19 protein-coding genes and 1 pseudogene are annotated in these 24,456 nt (G+C 64.6%); 8 read left to right on the forward strand and 12 right to left on the reverse strand.

What is annotated here, in order from left to right; all coding sequences use genetic code 11:
• Nucleotides 1-46: 46 nt before the first annotated feature.
• Entirely contained in the window at nucleotides 47-1,162 is a 1,116-nt protein-coding gene (locus tag ACQZF9_RS20040) for a helix-turn-helix transcriptional regulator (protein ID WP_428310735.1), read from the forward strand.
• A 107-nt stretch (nucleotides 1,163-1,269) separates the two neighbouring features.
• Here ACQZF9_RS20040 and ACQZF9_RS20045 read toward each other — a convergent pair whose 3' ends face one another.
• The 7 genes from ACQZF9_RS20045 to ACQZF9_RS20075 form a co-directional block, all read right to left on the reverse strand.
• Nucleotides 1,270-2,121 (reverse strand): DUF3800 domain-containing protein, encoded by an 852-nt coding sequence (locus tag ACQZF9_RS20045; protein ID WP_428310736.1) that lies wholly within the window; start codon nucleotides 2,119-2,121, stop codon nucleotides 1,270-1,272.
• Between the two features lie 123 nt (nucleotides 2,122-2,244).
• Nucleotides 2,245-3,705, reverse strand: coding sequence for a M81 family metallopeptidase (locus ACQZF9_RS20050; RefSeq protein WP_428310737.1), 1,461 nt, complete (start codon nucleotides 3,703-3,705; stop codon nucleotides 2,245-2,247).
• Nucleotides 3,702-4,841, reverse strand: a complete 1,140-nt coding sequence (locus ACQZF9_RS20055) for an NAD(P)/FAD-dependent oxidoreductase (protein WP_428310738.1) — start codon at nucleotides 4,839-4,841, stop codon at nucleotides 3,702-3,704. Before ACQZF9_RS20055 ends, ACQZF9_RS20050 begins: the two co-directional genes overlap by 4 nt.
• Before the next feature lie 1,252 nt (nucleotides 4,842-6,093).
• Complete coding sequence (locus ACQZF9_RS20060; protein ID WP_428310739.1) at nucleotides 6,094-7,548, reverse strand: M81 family metallopeptidase; 1,455 nt, start codon at nucleotides 7,546-7,548, stop codon at nucleotides 6,094-6,096.
• Nucleotides 7,545-9,170 (reverse strand): serine hydrolase domain-containing protein, encoded by a 1,626-nt coding sequence (locus ACQZF9_RS20065; RefSeq protein ID WP_428310740.1) that lies wholly within the window; start codon nucleotides 9,168-9,170, stop codon nucleotides 7,545-7,547. The genes ACQZF9_RS20060 and ACQZF9_RS20065 overlap by 4 nt, the downstream gene beginning before the upstream one ends.
• The gene (locus ACQZF9_RS20070) at nucleotides 9,167-10,039 is read right to left on the reverse strand and encodes an alpha/beta fold hydrolase (protein ID WP_428310741.1); all 873 of its coding nucleotides are present in this window, start codon (nucleotides 10,037-10,039) and stop codon (nucleotides 9,167-9,169) included. The genes ACQZF9_RS20065 and ACQZF9_RS20070 overlap by 4 nt, the downstream gene beginning before the upstream one ends.
• Before the next feature lie 9 nt (nucleotides 10,040-10,048).
• Nucleotides 10,049-12,421: a TonB-dependent receptor gene (locus ACQZF9_RS20075; protein ID WP_428310742.1), complete on the reverse strand. Its 2,373-nt coding sequence runs from the start codon at nucleotides 12,419-12,421 to the stop codon at nucleotides 10,049-10,051.
• 188 nt (nucleotides 12,422-12,609) lie between these two features.
• On the opposite strand from ACQZF9_RS20075, the gene ACQZF9_RS20080 reads away from it, so the two are divergent.
• Nucleotides 12,610-13,749, forward strand: a complete 1,140-nt coding sequence (locus ACQZF9_RS20080) for an NAD(P)/FAD-dependent oxidoreductase (protein ID WP_428310743.1) — start codon at nucleotides 12,610-12,612, stop codon at nucleotides 13,747-13,749.
• Nucleotides 13,750-13,760: 11 nt separating this feature from the next.
• Here the strand turns inward: ACQZF9_RS20080 and ACQZF9_RS20085 are convergent, their stop codons facing one another.
• On the reverse strand, nucleotides 13,761-14,183 hold the full coding sequence (locus ACQZF9_RS20085) for a hypothetical protein (RefSeq protein WP_428310744.1): 423 nt from the start codon (nucleotides 14,181-14,183) through the stop codon (nucleotides 13,761-13,763).
• A gap of 418 nt (nucleotides 14,184-14,601) precedes the next feature.
• Here ACQZF9_RS20085 and ACQZF9_RS20090 point away from each other — a divergent pair, with 418 nt between their 5' ends.
• The 3 genes from ACQZF9_RS20090 (at nucleotide 14,602) to ACQZF9_RS20100 (ending at nucleotide 17,272) form a co-directional block, all read left to right on the forward strand.
• Complete coding sequence (locus ACQZF9_RS20090; RefSeq protein ID WP_428310745.1) at nucleotides 14,602-14,856, forward strand: hypothetical protein; 255 nt, start codon at nucleotides 14,602-14,604, stop codon at nucleotides 14,854-14,856.
• Nucleotides 14,857-14,939: 83 nt separating this feature from the next.
• A complete protein-coding gene (locus ACQZF9_RS20095) occupies nucleotides 14,940-15,740 on the forward strand; it encodes an ADYC domain-containing protein (RefSeq protein ID WP_428310746.1) in 801 nt (266 codons plus the stop codon).
• A 623-nt stretch (nucleotides 15,741-16,363) separates the two neighbouring features.
• On the forward strand, nucleotides 16,364-17,272 hold the full coding sequence (locus tag ACQZF9_RS20100; RefSeq protein WP_428310747.1) for an alpha/beta hydrolase family esterase: 909 nt from the start codon (nucleotides 16,364-16,366) through the stop codon (nucleotides 17,270-17,272).
• Nucleotides 17,273-17,368: 96 nt separating this feature from the next.
• Here ACQZF9_RS20100 and ACQZF9_RS20105 read toward each other — a convergent pair whose 3' ends face one another.
• The 4 genes from ACQZF9_RS20105 to ACQZF9_RS20120 all read right to left on the reverse strand — a co-directional run bounded on the left by ACQZF9_RS20105 (nucleotide 17,369) and on the right by ACQZF9_RS20120 (nucleotide 21,445).
• On the reverse strand, nucleotides 17,369-20,572 hold the full coding sequence (locus tag ACQZF9_RS20105; protein ID WP_428310748.1) for a type I restriction endonuclease subunit R: 3,204 nt from the start codon (nucleotides 20,570-20,572) through the stop codon (nucleotides 17,369-17,371).
• Between the two features lie 7 nt (nucleotides 20,573-20,579).
• Entirely contained in the window at nucleotides 20,580-20,936 is a 357-nt protein-coding gene (locus ACQZF9_RS20110; RefSeq protein WP_428310749.1) for a type II toxin-antitoxin system RelE/ParE family toxin, read from the reverse strand.
• Entirely contained in the window at nucleotides 20,936-21,226 is a 291-nt protein-coding gene (locus ACQZF9_RS20115; RefSeq protein WP_428310750.1) for a type II toxin-antitoxin system ParD family antitoxin, read from the reverse strand. The genes ACQZF9_RS20110 and ACQZF9_RS20115 overlap by 1 nt, the downstream gene beginning before the upstream one ends.
• Before the next feature lie 84 nt (nucleotides 21,227-21,310).
• Entirely contained in the window at nucleotides 21,311-21,445 is a 135-nt protein-coding gene (locus ACQZF9_RS20120) for a hypothetical protein (RefSeq protein ID WP_428310751.1), read from the reverse strand.
• A 356-nt stretch (nucleotides 21,446-21,801) separates the two neighbouring features.
• Between ACQZF9_RS20120 and ACQZF9_RS20125 the strand changes: the two are divergent.
• The 3 genes and pseudogenes from ACQZF9_RS20125 to ACQZF9_RS20135 form a co-directional block, all read left to right on the forward strand.
• Nucleotides 21,802-22,101: pseudogene (locus tag ACQZF9_RS20125) on the forward strand (hypothetical protein); the annotation flags it as partial.
• Between the two features lie 375 nt (nucleotides 22,102-22,476).
• Nucleotides 22,477-22,998 carry a hypothetical protein gene (locus ACQZF9_RS20130; protein ID WP_428313505.1) on the forward strand — a complete coding sequence of 174 codons (522 nt, stop codon included), beginning with the start codon at nucleotides 22,477-22,479 and terminating at the stop codon, nucleotides 22,996-22,998.
• A gap of 138 nt (nucleotides 22,999-23,136) precedes the next feature.
• Nucleotides 23,137-24,126 (forward strand): IS5 family transposase, encoded by a 990-nt coding sequence (locus ACQZF9_RS20135; protein WP_428310096.1) that lies wholly within the window; start codon nucleotides 23,137-23,139, stop codon nucleotides 24,124-24,126.
• Nucleotides 24,127-24,456 lie beyond the last annotated feature (330 nt).

The raw sequence follows: 24,456 nt of genomic DNA on the forward strand, positions 1-24,456 counted from the left end.
GGGCTCACGATGGATAGCACCGATGCCGATTGCTAATCTGCAAGCCATGAGTGCCCTGACCCCGCAGCGCGCAGCGCCCACCGACCCGCACCACGCGCTGGTCGTTGACCTGCAAAGCGCGCTCGATCTGGAAAGCATCTGGAAGGCCTGCCTGAAGCTCGTCGCCAGCAAGCTGCCGCACCGCTCGTGCAGCCTGATGTTCAACATCGTCAACTACGAGCCGACCGAAGCGCGGCACCACGTCGTCGCGCCGAAGAACGCCGACTACGTGCCGGCCACCAGCCTGACGGTTTCCGGCCCTTACCTGGCGCGGCATCCGCAGATCAAGCTCTACACCTACTCGCAGATCGTGTCGGAAGATCCGGATGCGCATCGCCGGCGCCTGGACCAGGAGCCCGATCCGGAATGGAACGAGTTCATCCATCTGGCGTTCTGGCACGAGGCGCGGCCCGACGCGGTGCTGAGCATCCACCGGCCACCGGATCACTCGCTGATCAGTGCAGACGAACAGGCTTTTCTCGAACAGCTGCACCCGATGATCGAAGCCAGCCTGCGCCGCGTGCGCGCGATGGAGAGCGAGCACAGCCGGCGCATCAGCTACGAGCATTTTCTGCGACAGGTGCCGCTGACGGTGATGTTCGTCAACGCCGCCGGCGAATCGATGTTCGCCAACAACGAGGCCGAGAAACAATGCGGCCGCTGGAATCGCGGCCTGCGCGCCGCCGAGCCCGGCGAAGCGCGCTTTGCACTGCCCGGCGGCGTCGAAGCGATGTTCGACGGCGCCGCCGGCAGCAACACCGACGATCAGGCTGCCGCCTCGGTGCGGCTGTCGCATCCCTCACTGAAAGGCCTGTCGGTCAAGATCGATCGCAACTGGCAGTTCGCCGGCCTGCAGATGAGCCCGAGCTATGTGCTGACCTTCCTCGACGAGCCGGTCGCCGGCGAAGCGTCCGAGGCGCTGTCGCAATCGGCAATGCTCGCGCTGCAACGCCTGACCCCGACCGAACGCCGCGTCGCCCAACTCGTCGCCCAGGGCCTGCGCAACGACAAGATCGCCGAACACCTGTCGCGCTCGCGCCGCACGATCGAGTTCCAGCTGAACTCGATTTATCGCAAGCTGGAGATCAGTTCGAGGACGGAGTTGGTGCGGGCGCTGAGCTGATCGTCCAAAACCGCTGACAGGGCACCGTGTTGCCCCGCAAAATCCAATCCTTTAAGCTGCGCGCAAGTGGACTGGGAGATCCCGGTCGGCGTCTGGCCTCGGTGAGATCACCGGGGCTTTTCGCTTTCTGGGACCGGATAAAGCTTCAGGCCCCAATTCTCGAAGCCGACCCCAACATGCTCGCGGCCACCGGCGCAGTAGAACTTTCTCTTGAGCATGTCAAAGGCACGGTTGGGCTGCTCTGGCCGCAGAAAGTTGAGGCCAATTGGCCGTGCCACCAGGTCCGCCAGCTGCAAGCCGGATGAGTTGGCCCGCTTGTCGGCGAAGACGATCTGGAAAGGCAAACTCTTGCCCATCCGATTGCTTCCATCACAAATGCGTCGGAACTCGAGTTCGAGCTCGGCGTCCTCCTTCTTGCCTCGGCACTCGACGACGACGTGTGTCGTCCTGCCATCCTGATTTTTCTCCTGAAGGAACTCGTAAAGCGTTTCCATGCAAAAGCCCAGCGCCAGGTGATAAGGATTTTCCGGCCTTGCATTGCCGCTGCCGCGCAGCCGCTGCTTGTCGATCACGCAGCTGATCAGAATGAAGTTGCTCGACTCGATAATGCCGCTGAGCTGATCGATGAAATGAAATTTGTGCTCGCGGCTTGGAAACAGAAAATGTCCCGTCTCCTTGCGTATCTCATGTTCGTGCAGGAGCACCAGATCGTGTCCGAAATGATTGAACTTGAACTTCTCCAGCGCAGGCACCACTTTTTCGGCGTAGTGGCGCTTGTAGAACACACAGAATGACAGCACGAACACCGGATAATTCGGATCGAGCGTCTGCATGCCATGATCGCCGCTTTCGTCGACATAGACGATGAAGTTGCTGAACTTTCCGGCTGGCGTGATCGCGGCAGCGGACTGGGCCGCAGAATCAGGCTCGGTTTCCAACAGTGAGAACTGCTGCGGCATGGCGGCGACCGTCCGCTAAGGGCGAGCCTCACTTTAACGGCGTCTTTCAGCGTGTCATTGCGATACGTCGCATAAGTCTCAACCGTCTGCTTCGCCAGCGAGAACCACCGGTATCGGTACGACTCAGGCGCTCCAGGGATTCTCCACCACCGGCCAGAAATCCAGACTGCGCTTCTTGTACGGAATCACGCTGAAGTCCTTGGCCGTCGCGCCGGGTGCGCCGACGTAGATCGTCTCCGCCGCGATGGCGCCGAAGGTCGCAAAGAAGTGTTGGGCTGATTTGACGACGACCAGCTTCTTGTCGCCGAGCTTGATGCCGAGCCCTTCGAACGCTTCCGGCGCGAGCACCTGGCCGCGTTGCGTGACCAGCACGATGTCGATGCCCTTGTCGGCCTGCACCCAGACGCCGCAGCCCATCGGGTAGCGCGCGTTGAGGCCGAACTGGCTGTGGTTCTCGACGATGGCGCGCACGGTGACGCGCAGGTCGATCGGCGTGCCGGACATCGGGCCGCATTTGCCGCCGATGCGCAGATCCAGGCTCGCACCGACGCCGGCGCTTCTGCACAGCGCGACCGCGCCCAGATCCCAGTAGCAGCCGATCGCGAAGTCGCCGATGCCGGCATCGAGCAGCGCCTGCAGCACGAAGTTGCTGTCGCCCATCGCGCCGCCGCCGGGGTTGTCGCCGACGTCGGCCATCACCAGCAGGCCGTCGCGGTGCGCCCGGATCTGCGCGATGGCCTGCGGCAGCGGTGTCGGCAGTTGCAGCGCATCAAAGCGCATGTCCCAGAATTCACGGCCCAGCCGTTGCGCGAGTGCTTCGGCCTTGGCCAGGTCGTTGTCGGTGACCACCCACAGCCGCGCACCGGCGTCTGCAACGTCGCCCAGCGGGAAGCCGTAGCCCAGCGACACCGACAGCACGCCGTCTTTGCTCTCGAACGATTGCAGGCGCGCGACGAACGACTTCACCGGCTCGACCGTGGTGTTCCACATGCCGAGCATGCGGCAGTCGTACATCGCGGTCACCGGCGTGATCTGGCCGGCAGCCTGCTGCAGGGTCAGCCGATACAGCTCGCGCAGGCGATCGAGGCTGTCGGTATGCGGGTATTCCTTGTAGCAGATGATGAGGTCGGCGCTGCGCAGCATCAGCTCGGTGGTGTGGCAATGCAGGTCCAGCTCGACGCCGATCGGCACGGCGCTGCCGACGATATCGCGCACGCGGGCGATGATGTCGCCTTCGCAGTCGTCGTAGTCCTGAGCGACCATCGCGCCGTGCAGGTACAGCTGAACCGCGTCGATCGGCAGCGCGGCGGCGAGGTCTTCGAGCAGCTGCGAGCGATAGTCCTCGTAGACGGCACGCAGGGTGCGGCCTGCAGGCTGGGCGAAGCCGGCGATGCTTTCGATCACCGTGTGACCGTCCTGCTGCGCGAGTCTTTTCAGCTCGGCGTGGAAAACGCCGATGCCCTGCGGCGATGCCACGCTGCCGTTGCCGCGATAAAAACCATAGACCTCGAAATCGACGCGGCCGGTCGGCACCGCCGTGAAGGTATTGGTTTCGGTGGCCAGCGTCGCGGCGAATATTTTCATGCTTGTTCCTTGTCGGAAACCGGGACGGCCGTCAGACGCGCTGGCAACATCGCCGCGGCGTCGATGCCGCTTTCGGCGAATATCGCCGGCGCCGCACGACGCAATGCCAGGCTCGCTGCCAGCGTCGACAGCGCCGGCGCGGTTTGCACGCCGTAGCCGCCGAGCCCGGCGAGCCAGAAGAAATCATCGCAGCCGGCGTCGTAGCCGACCACCGGCGAGCGGTCCGGCGCGAAGCTGCGCAGGCCGGCCCAGGCGCGCGCGACGCGGCGGATCGCCAGCGTGGTCACACTCTCGATGCGATCGACACCGATCGCGATATCCAGTTCTTCCGGTTGCGCATCGCAGGGCTCGCTCGGCGTCTCGTCGCAGGGCGAGGCGAGAATCAGACCGGCGTCGGGCTTGAAGTAGAACGCGCCGCTGGCCGCGATCACCGCCGGCCATGCGGCGCTGCCCGCCGCATCGGGGCTGTCGATCAGGATCGCGGTGCGGCGCAGCGGTGCGATGCCCAGCGGACGAACGCCAGCCAGGCTCGCGAGCGTATCGGCCCAGGCGCCGGCCGCATTGACGATGACGCGCGCGCGGAACTCGCCGGCGGCGGTGGTGATGCGCCAACCGTCGCCACGCTCCAGTGCCTGCACGCCGGCATTGCACACCAGCGGCGCGCCGGCCGCCTTCGCCATGCGCAGGAAGCCCAGATGCAGCGCGTTGACGTCGATGTCGTGGGCGCTGGTGTCGAGCACCGCGTGAGCCGCCGCCTCGGGCCGCAGCACCGGCACCCAGGCGCGCGCCTGTGCCGGGCTCATCGTTCGCGCGAGCGGGGACTCGGCGATTCCTTCGATGATGTGCCGCTCGTGTTCGCCGCCGACATAGAGCCGGCCGCGCGATGTCAGCAGCGGATGCTCGGTGAATCCCGGCGGCGGCGCGCCGAGAAAGTCGCGGCTGGCACGCGACAGCGCGCGTATCAGCTCGTTGCCATACAGCGAGGTGTACAGCGCCGCCGAGCGCCCGGTGCTGTGATACCCCGGCTGCGCCTCGGCCTCGAGCAGCAGCACGCTGGCCTGCGGCGCGATGCGCGCGGCAAAAGCGGCACCCGCGATGCCGGCGCCGATCACGGCGTAGTCGTAGTGGGCTGGCATGCGGATCGTGGCGCGGATGAGGACTGTGTGGCGAGTGTGGGGCGGTGGCAGGCGCGTGGGTATCCGAGGAAGTACCGGGATTGGTGGCGCTGCACGGGTAGGAGCGGGCTTGCCCGCGATCCGGCGCTGGAAGAGCACAGTCGCGGGCAAGCCCGCTCCTACAGGTTCGGCGTTTTGAGGAGGCTCCGCATTTGTTCGTTTTCGCGTTGTAGGAGCGGACCCTGTCCGCGACCCTGCGAGTTCACAGTCGCGGACAGGGTCCGCTCCTACAGCTGGCGTCGCGTCACCACGGATTCTCGACGCGCGGCCAGGAGGGCGGGCATGCGGATCGTTGCGCGGAGAAGGATGGTGGGGCGGCGGCTGGCGTGTGGGTATTCGAGGAAGTACCGGGATTGGTGGCGCTGCACGTGTAGGAGCGGGCTTGCCCGCGACCCGGCGCTGGAAGAGCACAGTCGCGGGCAAGCCCGCTCCTACAGGTGCAGCGTTTTGAGGAGGCTCCGCATTTGTTCGTTTTCGCGTTGTAGGAGCGGACCCTGTCCGCGACCCTGCGAGTTCACAGTCGCGGACAGGGTCCGCTCCTACAGCTGGCGTCGCGTTACCACGGATTCTCGACGCGCGGCCAGGAGGGCGGGCATGCGGATCGTTGCGCGGAGAAGGATGGTGTGGCGGTGGCTGGCGCGTGGGTATCCGAGGAAGTACCGGGATTGGTGGCGCTGCACCGGTAGGAGCGGGCTTGCCCGCGATCCGGCGCTGGAAGAGCACAGTCGCGGGCAAACCCGCTCCTACAGGTTCGGTGATTTTATGGAGGCTCCGCGTCGGCCCGATTTCGGAGTGTAGGAGCGGACCCTGTCCGCGACCCTGCAAGCTCACAGTCGCGGACAGGGTCCGCTCCTACAGCTGGCGTCGCGTTTGCTGAAGCTCATCTGAGCGAAGGCCTGCGAGGTCGAATCGGATGCCGGCGCCGATCACGGCGTAGTCGTAGCTGATCGTTGCGCGGATGAGGACTGTGTGGCGAGTGTGGGGCGGTGGCTGGCGCGTGAGTCTCGGGATTGGTGGCGCTGCACGTGTAGGAGCGGGCTTGCCCGCGACCCGGCGCTGGAAGAGCACAGTCGCGGGCGAGCCCGCTCCTACAGGTTCGGTGATTTTATGGAGGCTCCGCGTTTGTTCGTTTTCGCGTTGTAGGAGCGGACCCTGTCCGCGACCTGCGAGTTCACAGTCGCGGACAGGGTCCGCTCCTACAGCTGGCTTCGCGTTACCACGGATTCTCGACGCGCGGCCAGAAATCATTGTCGCGCTTGCTGAAGCTCATTTCGGCGAAGGCCTGCGAGGTCGAGCCGGGCGTGCCGACGTACAGCACCTGGCTGGCGATCGGTGCGAACTCGGCATGAAAGTGCTGGGTCGATTTGACGACGATGATCTGCTTGTCGATCAGCGTGATGCCGAGGTTCTCAAAGCATTCGCGCGACAGCACCTGCGCGCGCGAGGTGTTCAGCACGATGTCGATGCCGCCTTCGCTGCGCAGCCACACGCCGGTGCCGAGCGGGCGGTACGAGCCGAGGCCGCTTTGGCCGTGGCCTTCGACGATCGCGCGCACGGTGACGTTGACATCGACCGGATCGCCGGACATCGGCCCGCATTTGCCGCCGATGCGCAGCATCAGTTCGGCGCCGACGCCGGCGCTCTGGCACAAGGCCACCGCACCGAGATCCCAGAACATGCCGATCGCCGCGTTGCCGATGCCGGCATCGAGCATCGCGCGCAGCAGGAACGTGCTGTCGCTCATCGCGCCGCCGCCGGCGTTGTCGCCGACATCGGCGAGCACCACCGGGCCTTGCGCGGCGGCACTGGCCTGCGCCAGTGCGTCGGCGATCGACAGTGGCGGATCGTAAGTCTGTGCACGCAGTTCGCGGAACTCGCGAGCCAGCTGCTGCGCCAGCGCTTCGGCTTTCGGCAGATCGCCGTCGGTGATCACCCACAGCTTGGCGCCGCAGTCGGCGACATCACCCCAGGGGAAGCCGTGGCCCAGCGACACCGACAGTACGCCATCGCGGCCTTCCAGCGACCGCATGCGCTCGACGAAGGACATCATCGGCTCGCGCGTGGTATGCCAGATGCCGATCATCTTGCAATCCACCACCGCGCTGGTCGGCCGGATCTTGCCGGCCGCCTGTTGCACCAGCAGCGCATACAGCTCGCGCAGGCGCTCGATGCTGTCGGTGTGCGGATATTCCTTGTACGCGATGATGATGTCGGCGTGCCGGTGCATGCGTGCGCTGTAATGGCAATGCAGATCCAGCTCGGCGCCGATCGCCACCTGCGGCCCGACGATAGCGCGCACGCGCTCGATCAGATCGCCTTCGCAGTCGTCATAGCCCTGCGCGACCATCGCGCCGTGCAGGTTCAGCAGCACCGCGTCCACCGGTAGCGCCGCGCGCAGATCGTCGAGAATGCCGTCGCGATATTCCTCGTACAGCGCGCGCAAGGTCAGGCCCGAAGGTTGCGCGACGGCGGCGAGGCTCTCGACGACGCCGTGCCCGTCCGCTGTCGCCAGCCGCTTGATTTCGGCGTGCAGCACGCCGACGCCGTCGGGCGCGTGCAGGCTGGCGTCGGTGCGATAGACGCCGTAGGCCTCGAAGTCGACGCGGCCGGTCGGCACCACCGCGGCGGTATTGGTCTCGGTCGCCAGCGTCGCGACGAAGATTTTCATCGCGCCTCGCTGCGGGCGAAGTACAGATTCCAGCTGCGCTGCAGGCTGAAGTAGAAACCGCTGACTGCGCCGTCGCGGCGCTGCAGGCTCAGCGTTCCCTGCAGAGGCGCGCCGAAGAACCTCAGCGAGCACAGCAGCACCTCGTCGGACACCGGCGTCAGCCGGATGCGGCAAGGCTGATAACGCGAGTCCAGGTCGATATGCAGCTCGCCACGCTCGAAGACGATGCGCACCGGCGTCGCGAAATCCTGCAGGTAATAGTGGCCGACCAGTTGCGCCGCGAGTTCGTCGAGCGGCGGTGCCGTCTCCGGCAGACGCGCATAGGTCTCGCGCTGGCCGCACAGCTGCACGTCGATCTGCGTGGCCGTATCCTCGACCGCGCTGAGCAGACGCAGCGGCCCGGCGCTGGAATCGTTGCCGATCGCGCCGTCGTCCTCGACGCGCAACAGGCCTTCCGGCGACGCATTGATCGCGAACATCAGCTTGCCCTGATGCGGGCTGATGCTGAAGACGCGGCGCGATTCGCGCGAGTACCAATGGCCGATCAGCGCTTCGCGGCCGGCGGCGTCCACGTTGAGCTTGGCCGGGGCCAGCACGTCGGCCAGCAAGGTCTCGGCGATCCTGATGCCGATGGCGCCGGGCTCGGCGTCCGAGCGGTTCGCCATCACCACGATGTCCAGGCCCTGCTGCGGGTAACTCAGCAGCGCGCTCTTGGAGCCGAAAGTCGAGCCGTCGTGCCAGCGCAGCTCGACGCCGCGATGCAGCTGGCATTTGATGCCGAAGCCGTAGTTGTGTTCGCTGCCGTTGTTGAAGCGCGGCGGCCGCAGCATCTCGGCCCAGCTCGCCGCGCTGCCGAGTTTGGGTTCGCGCAGGTTCGCTGCCCAGCGCAGCATGTCGTCGACGGTGGAGACGATGCCGCCGGCACCGAGCAGTTCGGCGCTCGGATAGATGCCGCGCCGGTAGCGGCCGTCGGGCATGCGGATATGCGAGTTCGCCAGGCCCTGCAGCAGTTCCATGTCGTCCGGGAACAGCTGGCTGTCGACCATGCCCAGCGGCGCGAACAGGCGCTGCTGCATGAAGTCGCCCAGCGTGAGCCCCGAGACTTTCTCGATCACCAGCGACAGCAACAGATAGCCATAATTGCTGTAGTTCCAGGCCTCGCCCGGCGCGAAATGCGCGTCGCTGAAACGCGAGGACCAGCGATGCGACAGGCCCGCCGGGATCTGCGGAAACAGGCCCTCGGTCAGAAAGTAGGCGGCGCCATCGAGCGCATCGCGCAGGCCGCTGCTGTGATTCAGGCACTGGCGCAGCGTCGGCGCGCCGTTCGGCCCGCTCAGCTCCGGCAAATAAGTGCGAACGGCCTGGTCGATATCGAGCTTGCCGTCCTCGACCAGCAGCATCATCGCCAGGCCGGTGAACTGCTTGCTGACCGAGCCGATGCGCATGCGCGTCTTCGGCGTGTTGGCGACCGCCTGCTCGACGCTGGCCAGGCCGCTGGCACGGCGAACCAGCAGCCGGCCGTGCTGCGCGATGCCGACGATGTAGCCCGGCGCGTCGCCGCGTGCGCTGGCCTGCAGCAGCGTGTCGATCGCGGAGATGCGTTCCGGCTCTGTCGTGCTCATGCACGCGCCTTTTGGGCGAGCTGGCGCGCGAAGTCGAGGATCGTCGCGGCGACGATCGCGGCCTGCGACGGATCGGTCAGCATCGACATGTGCGTGGCATCCTGCATGCGCTGATGATGACTGAATGGCGCAGCGCCGCGCTCGGCGAGCTGCTCGTGGCTGCGGCGGAAGTGCTCGGCCTGCGCCGGCTTGATCCGTTTGTCGTGGCGGCCGGCGCTGATCGTCAAGGTCGGCAGCGCCAGTGCCGGCGGCAGCGCCGTGACTTCGGCCTGGATCTGTCGCAGCGCGCCGATTTCGCCGAGCACGGTTTTGACGTGGCGGAAGCGGCTCAGCGCGGCCAGATGCTCGGCCGACAGTTCCGCGGTCTTGCCTGAAGGGGTCAAGCTCTTGACCAGCCACTGCAGCACACCGACACGCGCCAGGCCATGCAGCAGCCACAGCACCAGGGTCGGCTTCACCGTGAAAAAGCGCGCAAACGGCAGATCCTGCGGCGTAGTGTCGAGCAGCACCAGGCCGGCGACGCGGTCGGCTCGCGTCTGCGCGTAGTAGCGCATGTACAGGCCGCCCAGCGAATGCCCGACCAGGATCAGCGGGCCGCGAATATCGCTGGCTTCGAGCAGCGTATCCAGCCGCCTGGCTACGGCCGCCGCCGACACGCTGTCCACTGGCCCGCTGCTTTCGCCGATGCCGGCACGCTCGTAACTGAGCACGCGCGTCTGCGCCGCCAGCGCCTGCTCGACACCACTCCAGGTCGGCAGGATGCTGCCGCCGCCGGCTTCGAGCACGATGGTCGGGAGCGCGCCATCGACGCCGCCGATGTGCGCATGCAGACGCTGTGCGCCAACATCGATATGGCGGTCTTCGATCATCGCGGCTTTCTAAAACTCCAGCGACAGCCGCATCGCGACCGAGCGCGGCAGCGTGTAAACGTAGGACGAGTTCGCGACCAGGCTCATCGTCGGCGAGGACGCGCCGGGCGCCGGGCCGAAACCGGCGGCGAGCTTCTGCTCGTTGGTCAGGTTGTTGCCCGCCAGCGTCAGCGTCGGCGAGCCGGGCCAGTCGAGGCGGCCGAGATTCACCACCAGATTCAGCAGATCGTAGTCGCCGACGGTAACGGTGTGCGCGATGTTGCTGTAGGCCTTGCCCTGCAGCGAGTTGATCAGCGACAGCTGCGTCAGCCACGGCCCGAACATGCGGCTGTAGCTGAGCGTGGTCACCGCCTGTACCAGCGGCGAACTCGGGAACAGCGTGCCCTTGGGGATTTCGTTGCCGGAGCTGTCGGTGAACTCGGTGGTGGTGCGCGCCTCGATATACGAGCCGCTCTGCTCGATGACCAGGCCCGGCAGCGGCGTCTTCCAGCGCAGCGTGCTTTCCACGCCGATGTTGTGCGTGCCGCCGACGTTGTCGACATAGGTGCTCAGGCCATCGGGCGCGGTCTGGCTGACCTGCGGATTCTTCCAGTCCAGGAAGAACGCGGTGACGTCGACGCGCAGCTTGCGATCGAACCAGTCGGTACGCGCGCCGATTTCATAATTCCACAGCGTGCTGGACTCGAACGTCAGCGGAACCGCCGGCGACGGCACCGTCGGCAGATTGAAGCCGCCGAACTGGAAGCCGCGCGAGACATTGCCGTACAGCATGATGTCCTCGAACGGCCGATAGGTCAGCGCGATCTTCGGGCTCCAGCCTTTTTCGGTGCTGCCAGGCGAGGCGCCGTTGTTGGCACTGGACGCACCGCTGGCGATCAGCGTGCCCTCGACCTTGGTCTGGTACAGGCGGCTGCCGAGTGTCAGCCGCCACTGATCGCTGAAGTCGTAGTTGGCCTCGCCGTAAATCGCCTGCTCGTCGGCCTTCAGGGGATCGTAGCCGCTGTTGGAGGCGCTGATGCCGTCGTCGCTGATCAGGGACGGCAGCGACGACAGCAGCGGCAACAGGCTCGCGAGCTGCTCCACCGGCAGCAGCGCAGTGGCCTGGTCGATCAGATCGTTCGACACATTCAGACGCGAGCGGATGCTCTCGCTGAACGTGCTGTAGTAGACGCCGCCGACCCAGGTGAAGCGGCCGTCGTTGGGCGATACCAGGCGCAGCTCCTGCAGCAGGCCGTGCGTATTCACCTGGCGATCGCCGCGCAGGAAACTGACGCCGGCGCGCGCAAGCGGCTGCACCAGGTAGCTGGAATCAATGTCGTTTTCGCTATGCTTTTTCTGATAGCCGGTCAGCGATACGAGCGTCGCCCAGTCGAAGGCGTAACGCAGGTCGAGCGTGCCGAGCTGATAGCCGTTGGCGTACGGCGAGGCGGTCGGCGCGTCGTTGCGCGTGTACGTGCCGTCGGCGTAAGTGACCAGATTGAAGTCGTCGGCGCGACGCTCCTCCTTGGTGTACCAGGCGTTGACGGTGAATGCTTCGAGCGGCTGCCACAGCGCCATCACGCGGCCGTTCCAGCCGCGGCCCTTGTCGATGTCCTTTTGCTCGCGCGAAGGATTGTCGCTGTCGATCACGCCGGGGGTTTTCTGCAGGATGCCGGAGGCGCGCAGCGCGATCGTGTCGCCGACCGGCGCGTTGAGCGCAACGCCGTAGGCCGGTGCGGCGCCGCCGCGATCCACTGAGGTGTATTCGTAAAAGCCCTTGCCCTCCCAGGTACCGAGCTTGGGATAGTTCGGCACGTAGCGGATCAGGCCGGCCAGCGAGGTGGCGCCGAACAGCGTTCCCTGCGGGCCTTTCAGCACTTCCACCGTGCTCATGTCCCAGGGATTCGGATCGACGATCGTGGTCGCGCCATAAGGATCGGAGATCGGGATGTCGCCGAACACCGCGCCGACGGTCTGGTTGGTGCCGGTGTCGGGGCCGGCGCCGCGTACCGAAATCTTGCGTTGCAGGCCGCCGATTTCGTCCTGCATGTTGACGCCCGGCACCAGCGCGAAAATGTCCTTGAGCTTGCGCACGCCGAGCTCTTCGAGCTTGTCGCCTTCGAGTACCGCCATGCTGATCGGGATCGCGCGCGCCGCCTGCGGCCGCTTGGTGGTGGTCACCACGACTTCTTCCAGTTCGACCGGCTGATCGTCGCTGGCGCGCTTGAGTGGCGCGGCGGCTTCGTCCTGCGCGGCGAGCGGGATCACCGCCAGCGAGGGCTCGGCCTCGTCGCTTGCAGCGGCCGCCGGCGTCACCGTCGCCGTCTCGGCGGCTTGCGCCATCAGCACACCAGGCATCAGCCCCAGCACCATGCAAAGGCATCGCGCGCAGAATTTTTTCATCACCAGGCCATCGGCAGGACGGCCTGCGCAGTGCAGCCCGATGCTTCGATTATTTCGGCAGTGCGCCCGCATTTGAGTCCGTGATATCACCTGAAACCACACCGGGAGCCGGATCGGCACCCAGTATCGGCCGCCGGTACCGGTAAAAGCACAGATGCCCGGCCGCCACGCCCTGGCTAGCATGGCGCATGACTCAAGCTCCGCAGCCCTTCGACGTGATCGTGGTCGGCGCCGGCATCGCCGGTGTCGGTGCCGCCGCCCAACTCGGCTCGCGCCAGCGCGTGCTGGTGCTCGAACAGGAATCGCAACCCGGTTATCACACCACCGGCCGCTCGGCCGCGGTGTTCGCCGAAAGCTACGGCGGCGCGACCGTGCGCCTGCTGTCGCGTGCCAGCCGCGCCTTTTTCACGCAGCCGCCGGCCGGCTTCGCCGCCGACGCGCTGCTGACGCCGCGCGGCTTTCTGTTCGTTGCGCGCGACGATCAGCGCGCCGAGCTGGAGGCGCTCGCCAGCCAGGGCGACATGCTCGGCACCGGCATCCGCCTGAGCGCGGCGCAGGCCTGCGAACACATGCCGCTGCTGCGTCGCGACTACGTCGCCGATGCACTGCTGGACCACGGCGCCAGCGACATCGACGTGCACGCGCTGCACCAGGGCTATGCGGCGATGCTGCGGCGTAACGGCGGCCGGATCCTGTGCGATGCGCGCGTCACCGCGATCGAAAGACATCACGGCGGATGGCGCGTGTACAGCGCCGCCGGCATGTTCGAGGCGCCGCTGCTGGTCAACGCCGCTGGCGCCTGGGCCGACGAGCTGGCGGCGCTGGCCGGCGTTGCGCGCATCGGCCTGCAGCCTTTGCGCCGCACCGCGGCACTGGTCGACGTGCCGCGCCACGACGGCATGGATCGCTGGCCGCTGACCCTCGATATCGACGAGGACTTCTACTTCAAGCCCGACGCCGGGCGATTGCTGATTTCGCCCGGCGACGAAACCCCGAGCGAGCCCTGCGACGCGGTAGCGGACGAAATGGATCTGGCGATCGCGGTCGATCGCATCGAGCGCGCCACCACGCTCGATATCCGCCGCATGCACAGCCGCTGGGCCGGCCTGCGCAGCTTCGTCGCCGATCGCTCGCCGGTCGCCGGGTTTGCGCCGGATGCACCGGGCTTTTTCTGGCTCGCCGGCCAGGGCGGCTACGGCATCCAGACCGCGCCGGCGCTGTCGCGCTACGCCGCCGCGCAGCTGCTCGGCCGCGGCACGCCGCAGGAAATGGCGGATATGGGGCTGAGCGCCGCGGCGCTGGGCGTCGAGCGCCTGTCGGCACTCTGAGGCGAAGCTGATCAGGGCGCGCTGGCCGCGGCCGGCGGCGCCGCGTCGTCGGCGAGCAGCTGCTTGAACGCCGGCTCCTCGCGCAGCGGATCCCGGGACGGATCGAGCCGCACCACGGCCAGCGACAGCACCGCGATGAACCAGCGGTCCATCGCCTTTCCGGTCCGGCGCGTCACCGACTCGCCCCGCTCGATCTCGCTCTCGAGCCTGATGCCCTGCGGCGTCCACTCGTAGAACCACGAGAACAGCATCGCGAACGGAAAACCGATCAGCAGCGCGGTGATCGCCCAGCGCTGCGTCGCCGCCGGCAGATCGAACACCGGCCCGCCCTGGGTGATGACCTGCATCAGCAGCCAGGCCGCGCCGGCATAGAACACCACGGCGCGATGCACGTTGCGCCGTTGCAGCTCGGTGAGGAAGGAGCGCTGTTTCAAGGCAGGTCTGGAGCCGGACTCCGTCGATTGTCGCAGACGGCGAGGCGGATACGCACTGCCCGGCATCAGTGGCGTTCAAGCTACGGCAGCCCGCCGACCTGCCGTGTTGCGACGACGCCCACCTCGGAGATGCCCGCACTGCCGAGGCTGCAGAGCGACCAAGTCACGGACGCCGGGCGAGGTCGGCGCCGTCGGCGCTCTGCTGAGGGAGCCGGAAGGCGGCTCCATTACCGCCAGCGCATCGGTCTGCCACGAGGAAATCGATCCTCGCTACGTCGGCATCGAGTGCGGATCGAAATTCGGCTGACATCATGTTTCAGCGATCGGAACTATTCCTGATACGGGTACGGCGTAACTTGGCATCCATCGAAGCGACGCGCTTCGGCCACTTACCCAAACCCAGCTCAGGAGCCTCACCATGAAATCCTTCAAGACCCTCGCCGCCGCCCTCGTCCTCTCCGCCTCCGCCATCGCCGCCCCGGCCCATGCCGATGTGGTTCGCAACGGCCTCAGCATCAACGGCGTGAACCTCAACGGCATTACCTTCAATGGCATCACCTTCAACGGCGTGAACCTCAACGGCATCACCTTCAACGGCACCGCCCTCACCGGCATCCAGAATCACCAGATCGTCGCGGTCACGCTGCCGGAAGTCGCCAGCGAAACCAAGTAAGCCTACCGGCAGGATGCTCCTTGCCCGAAGCAGCACCGGTCCAGACGGCTGGGCCGGTGCCTTTTTCTTATCCCTGGACGCCCATGAAACTCAGAACCCTGCTGGCCTGCTTATCCCTGATGCTGACCGTTGCCGGCCCTCGCGCGATCGCGGCGGATACCGTGACGGCGCCCGACCTCACCGCCGAGCACACCGGCTTCGTGCTCAAGCTGGCGGACGGCCGCGTGCTCAGCGGCCAGCAAATGCAGGGCGCGATCGTGCACATGGCGATCGAGGGCGGCAAAGTGGCGTCGATCAAGCTTGCCTCGATCGTGCCGGACCCGAAAGACCCGGACATCCTGCGTCACGAGTTCCAGGTGCAGAACGAAGCCGGCGAATGGAAGCCCGCCTGCCAAGCCAATTTCTACGGTGAAACCTGGGGTTTTCCGATTGCGCTGCCGGAAGGCCATCCCGGCCGCGAAGCCCCGATCACGTTGACCTGCTCATCGGGTGCAGTCGGTAAATGCGTCCGCTTCGGCTACAAGCCCTGGGCCAAGGGCCCGCATGGCGAAGATCTGCTGCCGTACCACGCAGCCTGCGTGCACATGGTCCGCGCCGATTACGTCGGCGACGGCACCCCGCACACAAAAAATGGCACCGATATCGATGTGTACGACCACATCGGCATCCAGTCGTCGGAGTCGCAGGCCGACCCGCAGTTCGGATTCGAGGCGGGCTGGAGCCCCACCGGCGCGGTGTGCGTGGCCCACACGCGCTGGCGCGATGTGATGACCACCGAGAACCTGTTGAAGACTTATCCGCAGTTCGCAAAAACGCCGCGCTGCGACGACAAGACCGCGACCGCCCTTGGCGCGCTGGTGTTCAATCGTTCAAAGCTGAACTGAGATCGGGAACGACCGGCGCCTCTGGTCGATCCGATTCAGAGCCCTGCCGACGACGCCATGCGGGCAGAACGTTTTACTGGCGTCTGCGCCGGCGCGTTGATGCCAGTGCACGGGCTAATCCGATAAGCGGCCACTTCAGGATTATTAATAGTTTCATCAAGTGCCGTTTTTTTTGAATCGTCCGCAAGCGGCCAAGATCTGTAGCAAAGATGTGTCGTTCAGTGCCCTCGAAGTGCACCGGCTGCAGCCGGTCGCCCGATCTGGTGGCCGTGGTCCGTTCGATAGCGTTCTGCGGTGCCGGACGAAATGAATCTGGCAATCGCGGTCGATCGCATCGAGCGCGCTACCACAAGCCTGCTTTCCGGGTTCGCAGGGGAACTAATCCGAATGGACGAGGCAAAATTTCGAGGCCTTATTTAAACCGATTTTTGTTTTCGCTGTGAACTGCCAAAGGAGCTGTCATGAAAGGATCTCTACTGTAGTCGGCACTGCGTCTCGCGCTCGTTATTCCGCTACTCCTAGTTTCGGCCGCTCCACAGGCCGGCCTGGTTCAAACGACGACCGGTACGGTTCTGCGAACGCTGGCCAACATCTCGGGCACGGTGACAAGTCCGGTAGGAAATGTGTTGGTTGGCGTTGCTCAATCCGCCAGTCCTTTATTCGCGCGCACGGTGATTCGCATACAGGGTCGCAATCTGACATTGGCCCGCGGTACGGCCGCTTTCGATATCAGGTTTACGCACGATGGATCGGAACGCCGCTTCGTCGTCATTCGCCCGGAACCCGCGCTCGAAAATGCCCCGATCCTCCTCATGCTGCATGGCAATGGGGGCACGGCTGAAAACCAGGGCAACATCACCAACGCTGCTGATTTGGTCGCAGCCCAAGGTGTTTGGGTTGTTCTGCCCGACGCCCTCAATGGAACCTGGAACGGCGATCCGGCCAATCCGACCGGGATCGACGACGTAGGCTTCATCGCTGATGCAATTGCGATCCTGACGGATAACTTTCGCGCTGATGCGTCGCGAATCTACGCAAGCGGGCTCTCGATGGGCGCCTTCATGGCCGAGCGCTTCGCCTGTGAGCGTTCCGATCTGATCGCAGCGACCGCCCTGGTTGCCGGAACGATTACCGGTGGGCTTTCACGCGCCTGTTCGCCGGCGAATCCTCGCCCCATCATGTTCATGTCGGGCGCAGCGGACCCCATCGTTCCCTATAACGGCGGGCGCATCGGCGTGCAGTCCGCGCCATACGCGTTCGACTTCTGGCTGTCCTTGCTCAACTGCAGCGCGTCAGCGTCGGTTGTCACCAATCTTCCCGACGTTGCCAATGACGCGACCACGGTCAGCCTCACTCAGAATTCTGGCTGCGGGAGCGGTGGCGAGGTCCGTCTCTACACGGTCAATGACGGCGGCCATGCTTGGCCCGGCGGCTGGCAATATTTGCCGGTGCCGATCATCGGCCGCACCAGCGCTGATATCGATGCCACTGAGGAGATTTGGGCATTTGTAAGCCGCTATACGAACTCGTAGCGGGCACGCGGCCATCTGAAACCCCTATCGGAATAGCCTGGCTGCTCCGATAGGGGGTTAAACCTTGCGACGCCGACCGCTTGGTGCCGGGAGCGGTCACTCGCTCCATTGCGATGACAAGGCTTCGGCCTGCTGCAAGACCATCTGCACTGCCGCATCCTGCAAATCCGGCGGGTAGCCATATTTGCGCAGGATGCGCTTGACCAACACTCGCATTCTTGCGCGCGCGGAATCGCGGTGTGCCCAATCCACCGACGCGTTTTCGCGCAGGCTTTTCAGTAGCTCATGCGCGATCACCCGCAGCTTTTCGTCGCCCATCACCTCGCGTGCCGAGCTGTTCTCGGCCAGCGCGTCATAAAAGGCGATTTCGTCGTTGGATAGCCCCTGCTCCTCACCTCGCTGGCGCGCGGCGCGGATGTCCCTGGCAATCCCGATCAGCTCCTGCAACACCTCGGCAGTCGTGATGGCGTTGGCGTGATAGCGCGCAATCGCATCTTCCAGCCGCTCTGAAAACGCGCGGGTCTCGACGATGTTGGACTTGCTGCGCGAGCGGATGCCGTCGTTGAGCAGCTTGCGCAGGGCTTCCAGTGCCAGGTTCTTCTTCGGCATCTGCTGCACTTCGGCCAGAAACTCGTCGGAGAGGATCGAGATGTCCGGCGACTGGATGCCGGCCGCCTGCAGGATGTCGACGATCTCGGTTGAGATCACCGCGCGGCTCACGATCTGCTGGATCGCAAAGTCACGTTCCTGCGAAATCGCTCCCGAGCCGGTGGCGGACTTCACCAGCGCCGCGCGGATCGCCTGGAAGAACCCGACCTCCTCTCGAATATCTCGCGCCTCGTCCGAAGCCGAGGCCAGCGAATAGGCGCGGGACAAGGCCAGCACCGCGTCCTGATAGCGGCGATGCGCCGCCTTCTTGCCGTCCTTCGTGGTCTCGGCTGCGGCCCACGCCTGCTGCCGGTCGAGCACCCATTCGATCGCGCCCGCCATCATCGCCAGCCGCTGCTGCGGTAACCCGCTCAGTGCCGTGGCGTAATCGAAGCCGCCCTTGCCATCCTGTGGCCCGAACATGGCCCGCACCACGTCGTATTTCTCCAGCAGCACGGCGATTGCTTCTGCCTCGTCCACGCCGGTCGTGTCCTGATCGCGCTGCGAATACTGCGCGAGCGCCGACTTGAGGCTCTGCGCGATGCCGATGTAGTCCACGATCAGGCCCGCCGGCTTGTCGCGGAACACGCGGTTGACGCGCGCGATGGCCTGCATCAGGCCGTGGCCCTGCATGGGCTTGTCCACATACATGGTGTGCATCGACGGCGCATCGAAGCCCGTCAGCCACATGTCGCGCACGATCACCAGCTTGAGTGGGTCACCAGCCTTGCGCGCGCGCTTGGCGAGCAGATCGCGTCGCGTCTTGTTGCCGATGTGCTGCTGCCATTGGGGGGGATCGCTGGCCGCGCCGGTCATCACGATCTTCACCGCCCCGGCGTTGTCGTCGGCGCTGTGCCAGTCGGGTCTGAGCTTGACGATGGCGTCGTAGAGCGCCACGCAGATGCGTCGGCTCATGCACACCACCATCGCCTTGCCGTCGAGGCCGGCCAGCCGATCCTCGAAGTGCGTCACCAGGTCCTGCGCGACCCGTTCCAGCCGCTTATCGCTGCCCACCAGCGCCTCGACGGTGGACCACTTGCGCTTGATCTTTTCCTGCTGGTCCTGCGCCTCGTCTTCGGTCAGCGCCTCGATTTCGGCGTCGATCTTCGGCCGCTCGGCTTCGTCGAGCTCGATGCGCGCCAGCCGCGACTCGTAGTAGATCGGCACCGTCGCGCCGTCTTCCACCGCGCGGCTGATGTCGTAGATGTCGATGTAGTGGCCGAACACCGCCGGCGTGTTGACGTCGGTGGCTTCGATCGGCGTGCCGGTAAAGCCGATGAAGGAGGCATTCGGCAGCGCATCGCGCAAATATTTGGCGAAGCCGTAGGACACCGCGCCCGTCCTGGCATCGAGCCTGGCGCGAAAACCATATTGCGAGCGGTGCGCCTCGTCGGCGATCACCACCACGTTGCGGCGCGTCGTCAGCGGCTCGGCCTGCTCGCCGAACTTCTGCAAGGTGGTGAAGATCACGCCGCCCGAAGCGCGCGCCAGCAGCTTCTGCAAATCCTCGCGGCTCTCGGCCTGCACCGGCGTCTGCCGGATCAGGTCCTTGCACATCGAGAACGTGCCGAACAACTGGTCGTCCAGATCGTTGCGGTCGGTCAGCACCACCAGCGTCGGGTTCTCCATCGCCGGGTGCTGCACCAGCCGCCCGGCGTAGAACGCCATCAGCAGGCTCTTGCCCGAGCCCTGCGTGTGCCAGATCACGCCCGCGCGCCGGTCGCCCCTGGCCTGTGTGGTCACGCTCGGCAATCCGTAAGCGGCCGGCTCCTCGGCAATGGCCGCTGGCCCGCCGGAGGCGCGGATTGTCGATTCGATCGCCCGGTTCACCGCGTGATACTGGTGATACCCCGCCACGATCTTCGCCAGCCCCGAGCCGGTCTCGCCAAACACCGTGAAGTGCCGCAGCAGGTCCAGATAGCGCCGCGGCTCGAACAGGCCCTCGATCAAGGTCGGCAGCTCCGGCTGGCCCTTGGGCAGCACGTCGCGGCCGTCGGTGGTGCGCCAGGGCATGAAGCGTTCGAGATCGGCGGACAGCGAGCCCACGCGTGCCGCGATGCCGTCCGAGGTCACCAGCAGCGCATTGGTGTGGAACAGCGCCGGAATCTGCTGCTTGTAGGTCTGCAGCTGGTTGTACGCGCCCGCCAGGTGCGCGCCCGCGCTGCCGGGCGCTTTCAGTTCGATCACGGCCAGCGGCAGGCCGTTGACGAACAGCACCACGTCCGGCCGCCGCTTGAGCTGGCCGCTGATGACCACGAACTGCTGCACCGCCAGCCAGTCGTTGCGCTCGGGCTGCTCGAAGTCGATCAGCGCGACGGTGCCGGCGCTGACCTCGCCGCGTTCGCCCTGGTACTCCACGGCCACGCCCTCGGTCAGCAGGCCGTGGATGCGGCGGTTTTCCTCCAGCAGGCCCGGGAATTCGGTTTGCGTCAGCCGGCGCAGCGCCTCGGCCCTCGCGTCCGCGGGCAGCTGCGGATTCAGGCGGTGCACGGCATCGCGCAGCCGCCGGTGCAGCAGCACCACATCGTGGCTTTCACGCTCCGGCGCGCTGCCATCCGGGCCGATCAGCTCCTCGCGGGCGATCGCATAGCCCAGGCCGCGCAGCTGCGCCAGCAGGGCTTGTTCGATTGCAGCTTCGGACAGGAAGGCCATCAGGCACTCACTCCCAGGACGCGGGGTCGAGGTGGCGGGCCAGGTCCATCGTCTCGTGCAGCACTCTGCCAATCACGATCAGGCCTGGCTCCACACGGTAGATCAGGAAGTGCCGAGGCTGACGGACCTGATCCATCGTCACATGATCCCGGCTGGAAAGCAGATGCCAGGCGCGTACGCCCTTCCCCAGTTCCGGTCGCTTCCGGCTGCCCGCTCCTGCAGGCTCAGTGGCCACGTCCTGCAAGGCCGCAACCAGCAGTGCCTCGTAGCGCCGGCTCGCCGATTCACCGAATTGCTCCAGCGACCAAGCCAGGATGTCGACGATGTCGGCTCGCGCCGCAGCGGACAGCCGGTAGGGCTGCATCAGCCGGCTGGCCGTACCCGGCGCGCGGCCTCGACGCCGAGAGCGCGGATGAAGTCGGCCAGCTGGTCATTGGCGACATCCACGTAACGGCCGGCGGCGATGTCATCCCAGCCTTGATTCGCCGCCTGTTGCAGGACCTTGAGCTTGGCGGCGTCCAGGCGCTCACGCTGCTCGATCAGGCGCAAGCCCTCACGCAGCACCTCGCTCGCGTTCTGGTAGGAGCCCGACTGCACCAGCGACTCGACCAGCGCGTGCTGATGATCGCTGAGCACCACATTACGGGTAGGCATGGCTCGATCTCCGGTGCCGATGGAATGACCGTACCCTAGCATTCGTTGGCAGATACTGCCAACGAGGCGCGGCGGATGAAAAGCTCAGCACACGGAGGCCGCGAGACGCTCGGCGTCGGGGAGGCGCAGACGGCCGGAGATGAGGCGTGGGAGTAGCGTGTCCCGCAGTGCTTCAAGGGAGGCCGACTGTTGCTTGCCGGCGACGATCTTGTCGTACATGGGCTGACAGAGCTTCCCAAACGACTCTGCTTTGCAATCCGGCGGCACGACGACCCGGAACTGATCAATGTCGCCTTTGCCAAGGTGAATCACAGTGGTTGCGACTTCTGTAAGCGAGAAAATCCTCTCGCCTCAAGGCGACGACGGCACTGCCCATCGCTCGTCCAGCGCAATAGCTCCGATAGCCGGGTGTTCGCAGCACCCAGTACAAGTAGCGTTCGAATGCAGAGTTTCTCTTACGAAATACGAGCTTCACGGTGTCTTGCGTGAGTCGACCACTGGGAACCGAGTTAGGAATCGGTTGTGAAGTAGAAGGATTAGCAAGCTATTTCTGCAGGCTCGCCGCTTTGCACGGGGTGAGTTCCTATCAGCTCGCGAATCACCTCAGATCACGGACAGGAATCATAGCGTTCGGAAAAGGGATTACCGGGCGGTGCGCAGGCCCTCAGTCCCTGATGATGAACGGCTTCGGTTCTAGCGCGCGGACAACCGTCAGATGGTTGGAATTCGGCCTGGATAGGCGTGACATCTCTTCGATGACCCTGCTGATCTTCGAGAGTTTGTTACCCACGTTCGGCCCCGGCGTACTTCGACAGTATCGGTCCTGGTGCCCCGCGTGCGTAAATGAAATGCGCGCCATCGGCAGTCCAGAGTATGAAAAGCTCTCATGGTCGTTGCAGATGATCACGCGGTGCCGCGAGCACCGGTTGTCCTTGCATTCGACCTGCGCATCGTGTGGAGAGCGTCAACTCGACTATCAGGCGCGTCGCATGAGTCAGTGCAAGCGCTGTTGCTGTGATCTTATAGCGCCTGCATCTGCGTGGACTACGCAACGGCGTCCAACGGCGGGCGAATCTGATCTGCTATCCATCATTGCATTGGGCGCATCAGAACCGACGTTTCGGTACCAGTCCGACTCTACTGCGTTGTTCATGAATGAATACACTCGACGCGCCGGCGCGGGAAACGTAAGAAAATCTGCTGTCGGCGGTAGAGTCGAGCGTTTCCGAACGCCGAGGAGACAGCCGGCGTTGAGTTCATTGATTGATCTGTCCCTGACGACAGAAGTCCCGTTGCCGTTAATACTCGACTCGCCCTTGGAGGCCGCCCGAATCGCTCGCCTCTCGTCCGCGATGTCATCTACAGCAACCGTCAGACCTCGAGCCTTTAGGACTCGGGGAAAGCGAAATCAGTTCAAGCAGGTGATTGAAAGCGCACTCAGCGATGGCAGCGATGCCGTTCCGGTCGCTCTAAAGCGGCTATGCCGAGATTTCCGCATCAATACCGCAACTGCTTATTGCTGGTTCGAAAAATTGTCCCACGACCTTGTTAAAAGGCGGGCAGAGGCTATCGCGCGGCGCAAAGCAGATCGGACGCTTAAAATTCGTGTCGCGCTTGAAAGCTGGGCGATCCCAGAGTATCTGTCTGGTCAAATAGCCAGTCATGACGAAGTGGTCTCACTGGTAAAAGCAGAGCTGGAAGTTTCGACATGTTCAATTCGGTTTCAACTCTCTCGCCTCTTGGCCGCTCGTGGGTCATCTGAAGGCGAGTAGTTAGCCCGGTCACTGCACTCTTAATCTGGTAGCCAGCTTAAAGTCCGCACCCTCTGCTAAGGAAGGTCTGAAAAACCCATTGCGAGTGGCGTGATGGTTGCTGCGATCTGTGGCTAGAAAAGAATCGGAGCGGGAGCAATGCAGTTGAGTTTCGGGGACGCGGAGTACGCGGGCAAGCGAAAACGGACACGTCGGGAGATTTTCCTAGCCGAGATGGACCAGGTGGTTCCGTGGAAGCTGCTGCTGTCGCTGATCGAGCCGGTGTATCCGGTGGGCGGCGATGGACGGCCGCCGTATCCGCTGGCGACGATGCTGCGCATTCACCTCATGCAGAACTGGTTCGGATTGTCGGATCCGGCGATGGAAGAGGCGCTGTACGAAGTCGCCTCGATGCGTCAGTTTGCCGGGCTGTCGCTGACGCGGCCGATTCCGGACGAGACCACGATTCTGAATTTCAGACACCTGCTGGAAACGTATGGGTTAGCGCTGGAGCTTTTCACCCGAATCAATGCCTACCTGGGGCGCAAAGGCTTGCTGCTCAAGCGCGGCAGCATGGTGGATGCCACGATCATTTCGGCGCCGAGTTCGACCAAGAACGCCGACGGTGAGCGCGATCCCGAGATGCACCAGACCAAGAAAGGCAATCAGTACTTTTTCGGCATGAAGGCGCACATCGGCGCGGACGTGGATTCTGGCTTGGTGCACACCGTGGTGGTAACCGCTGCCAATGAAGCCGACATCGCGGTGGTGGACGAGTTGCTGCACGGCAGGGAGCAAGTAGTCTATGCCGACGCGGGCTACACGGGCGCAGACAAGCGCGTGGTGAGAAAGAAACTGCAGTGGCAGATCGCGGCTCGCTCAAGCCGGATTCGTGCGATGCCGGAAGGCAGTCAAAAGCGCGCGGCTCAGCAGGCGGAATATGCCAAGGCTCGCGTTCGCGCCTTCGTCGAGCATCCGTTTCGCGTAATCAAGCGGCAGTTCGGCTACAACAAGGTGCGCTTCAAGGGCCTGGCGAAAAACACGGCGCAGGTGATGACCCTGTTTGCGCTGTCGAATCTGTGGATGGTGCGAAAGAAATTGCTGTCGATGACGGGGGAATTGCGCCCGCTGATACTCAATGTGGGATGAATTGTCACCGGTAAGCGTCTTTTGATCAGCTCAGGCCGATAAATGAATCAGTCGGCTTCGCAGAAAACAATCATGAAGGCAGCGCCGCAGTCACCGCATCGACTTTCGGTGAGTTATTCAGAGGTTCCCTAATGGATCGTGTACTGCCTGAAATCCGAAGCCGGATGATGTCTGGAACTCGTGGAGCGAACACCCTTGTCTGCGGTTGCAGTAGCAAGAAATTCGGGTAGGGACATTTTCAGATCTATGTGAAAGGATTAGAATTCTGGCCGTAACTGAATTCAGACTGCAAATCAGAAGCTAACGAAAGCCATAATTCGGACAGTAGTC

The organism is Hydrocarboniphaga sp. (genome assembly GCF_965279055.1).
Lineage (GTDB): Bacteria > Pseudomonadota > Gammaproteobacteria > Nevskiales > Nevskiaceae > Hydrocarboniphaga.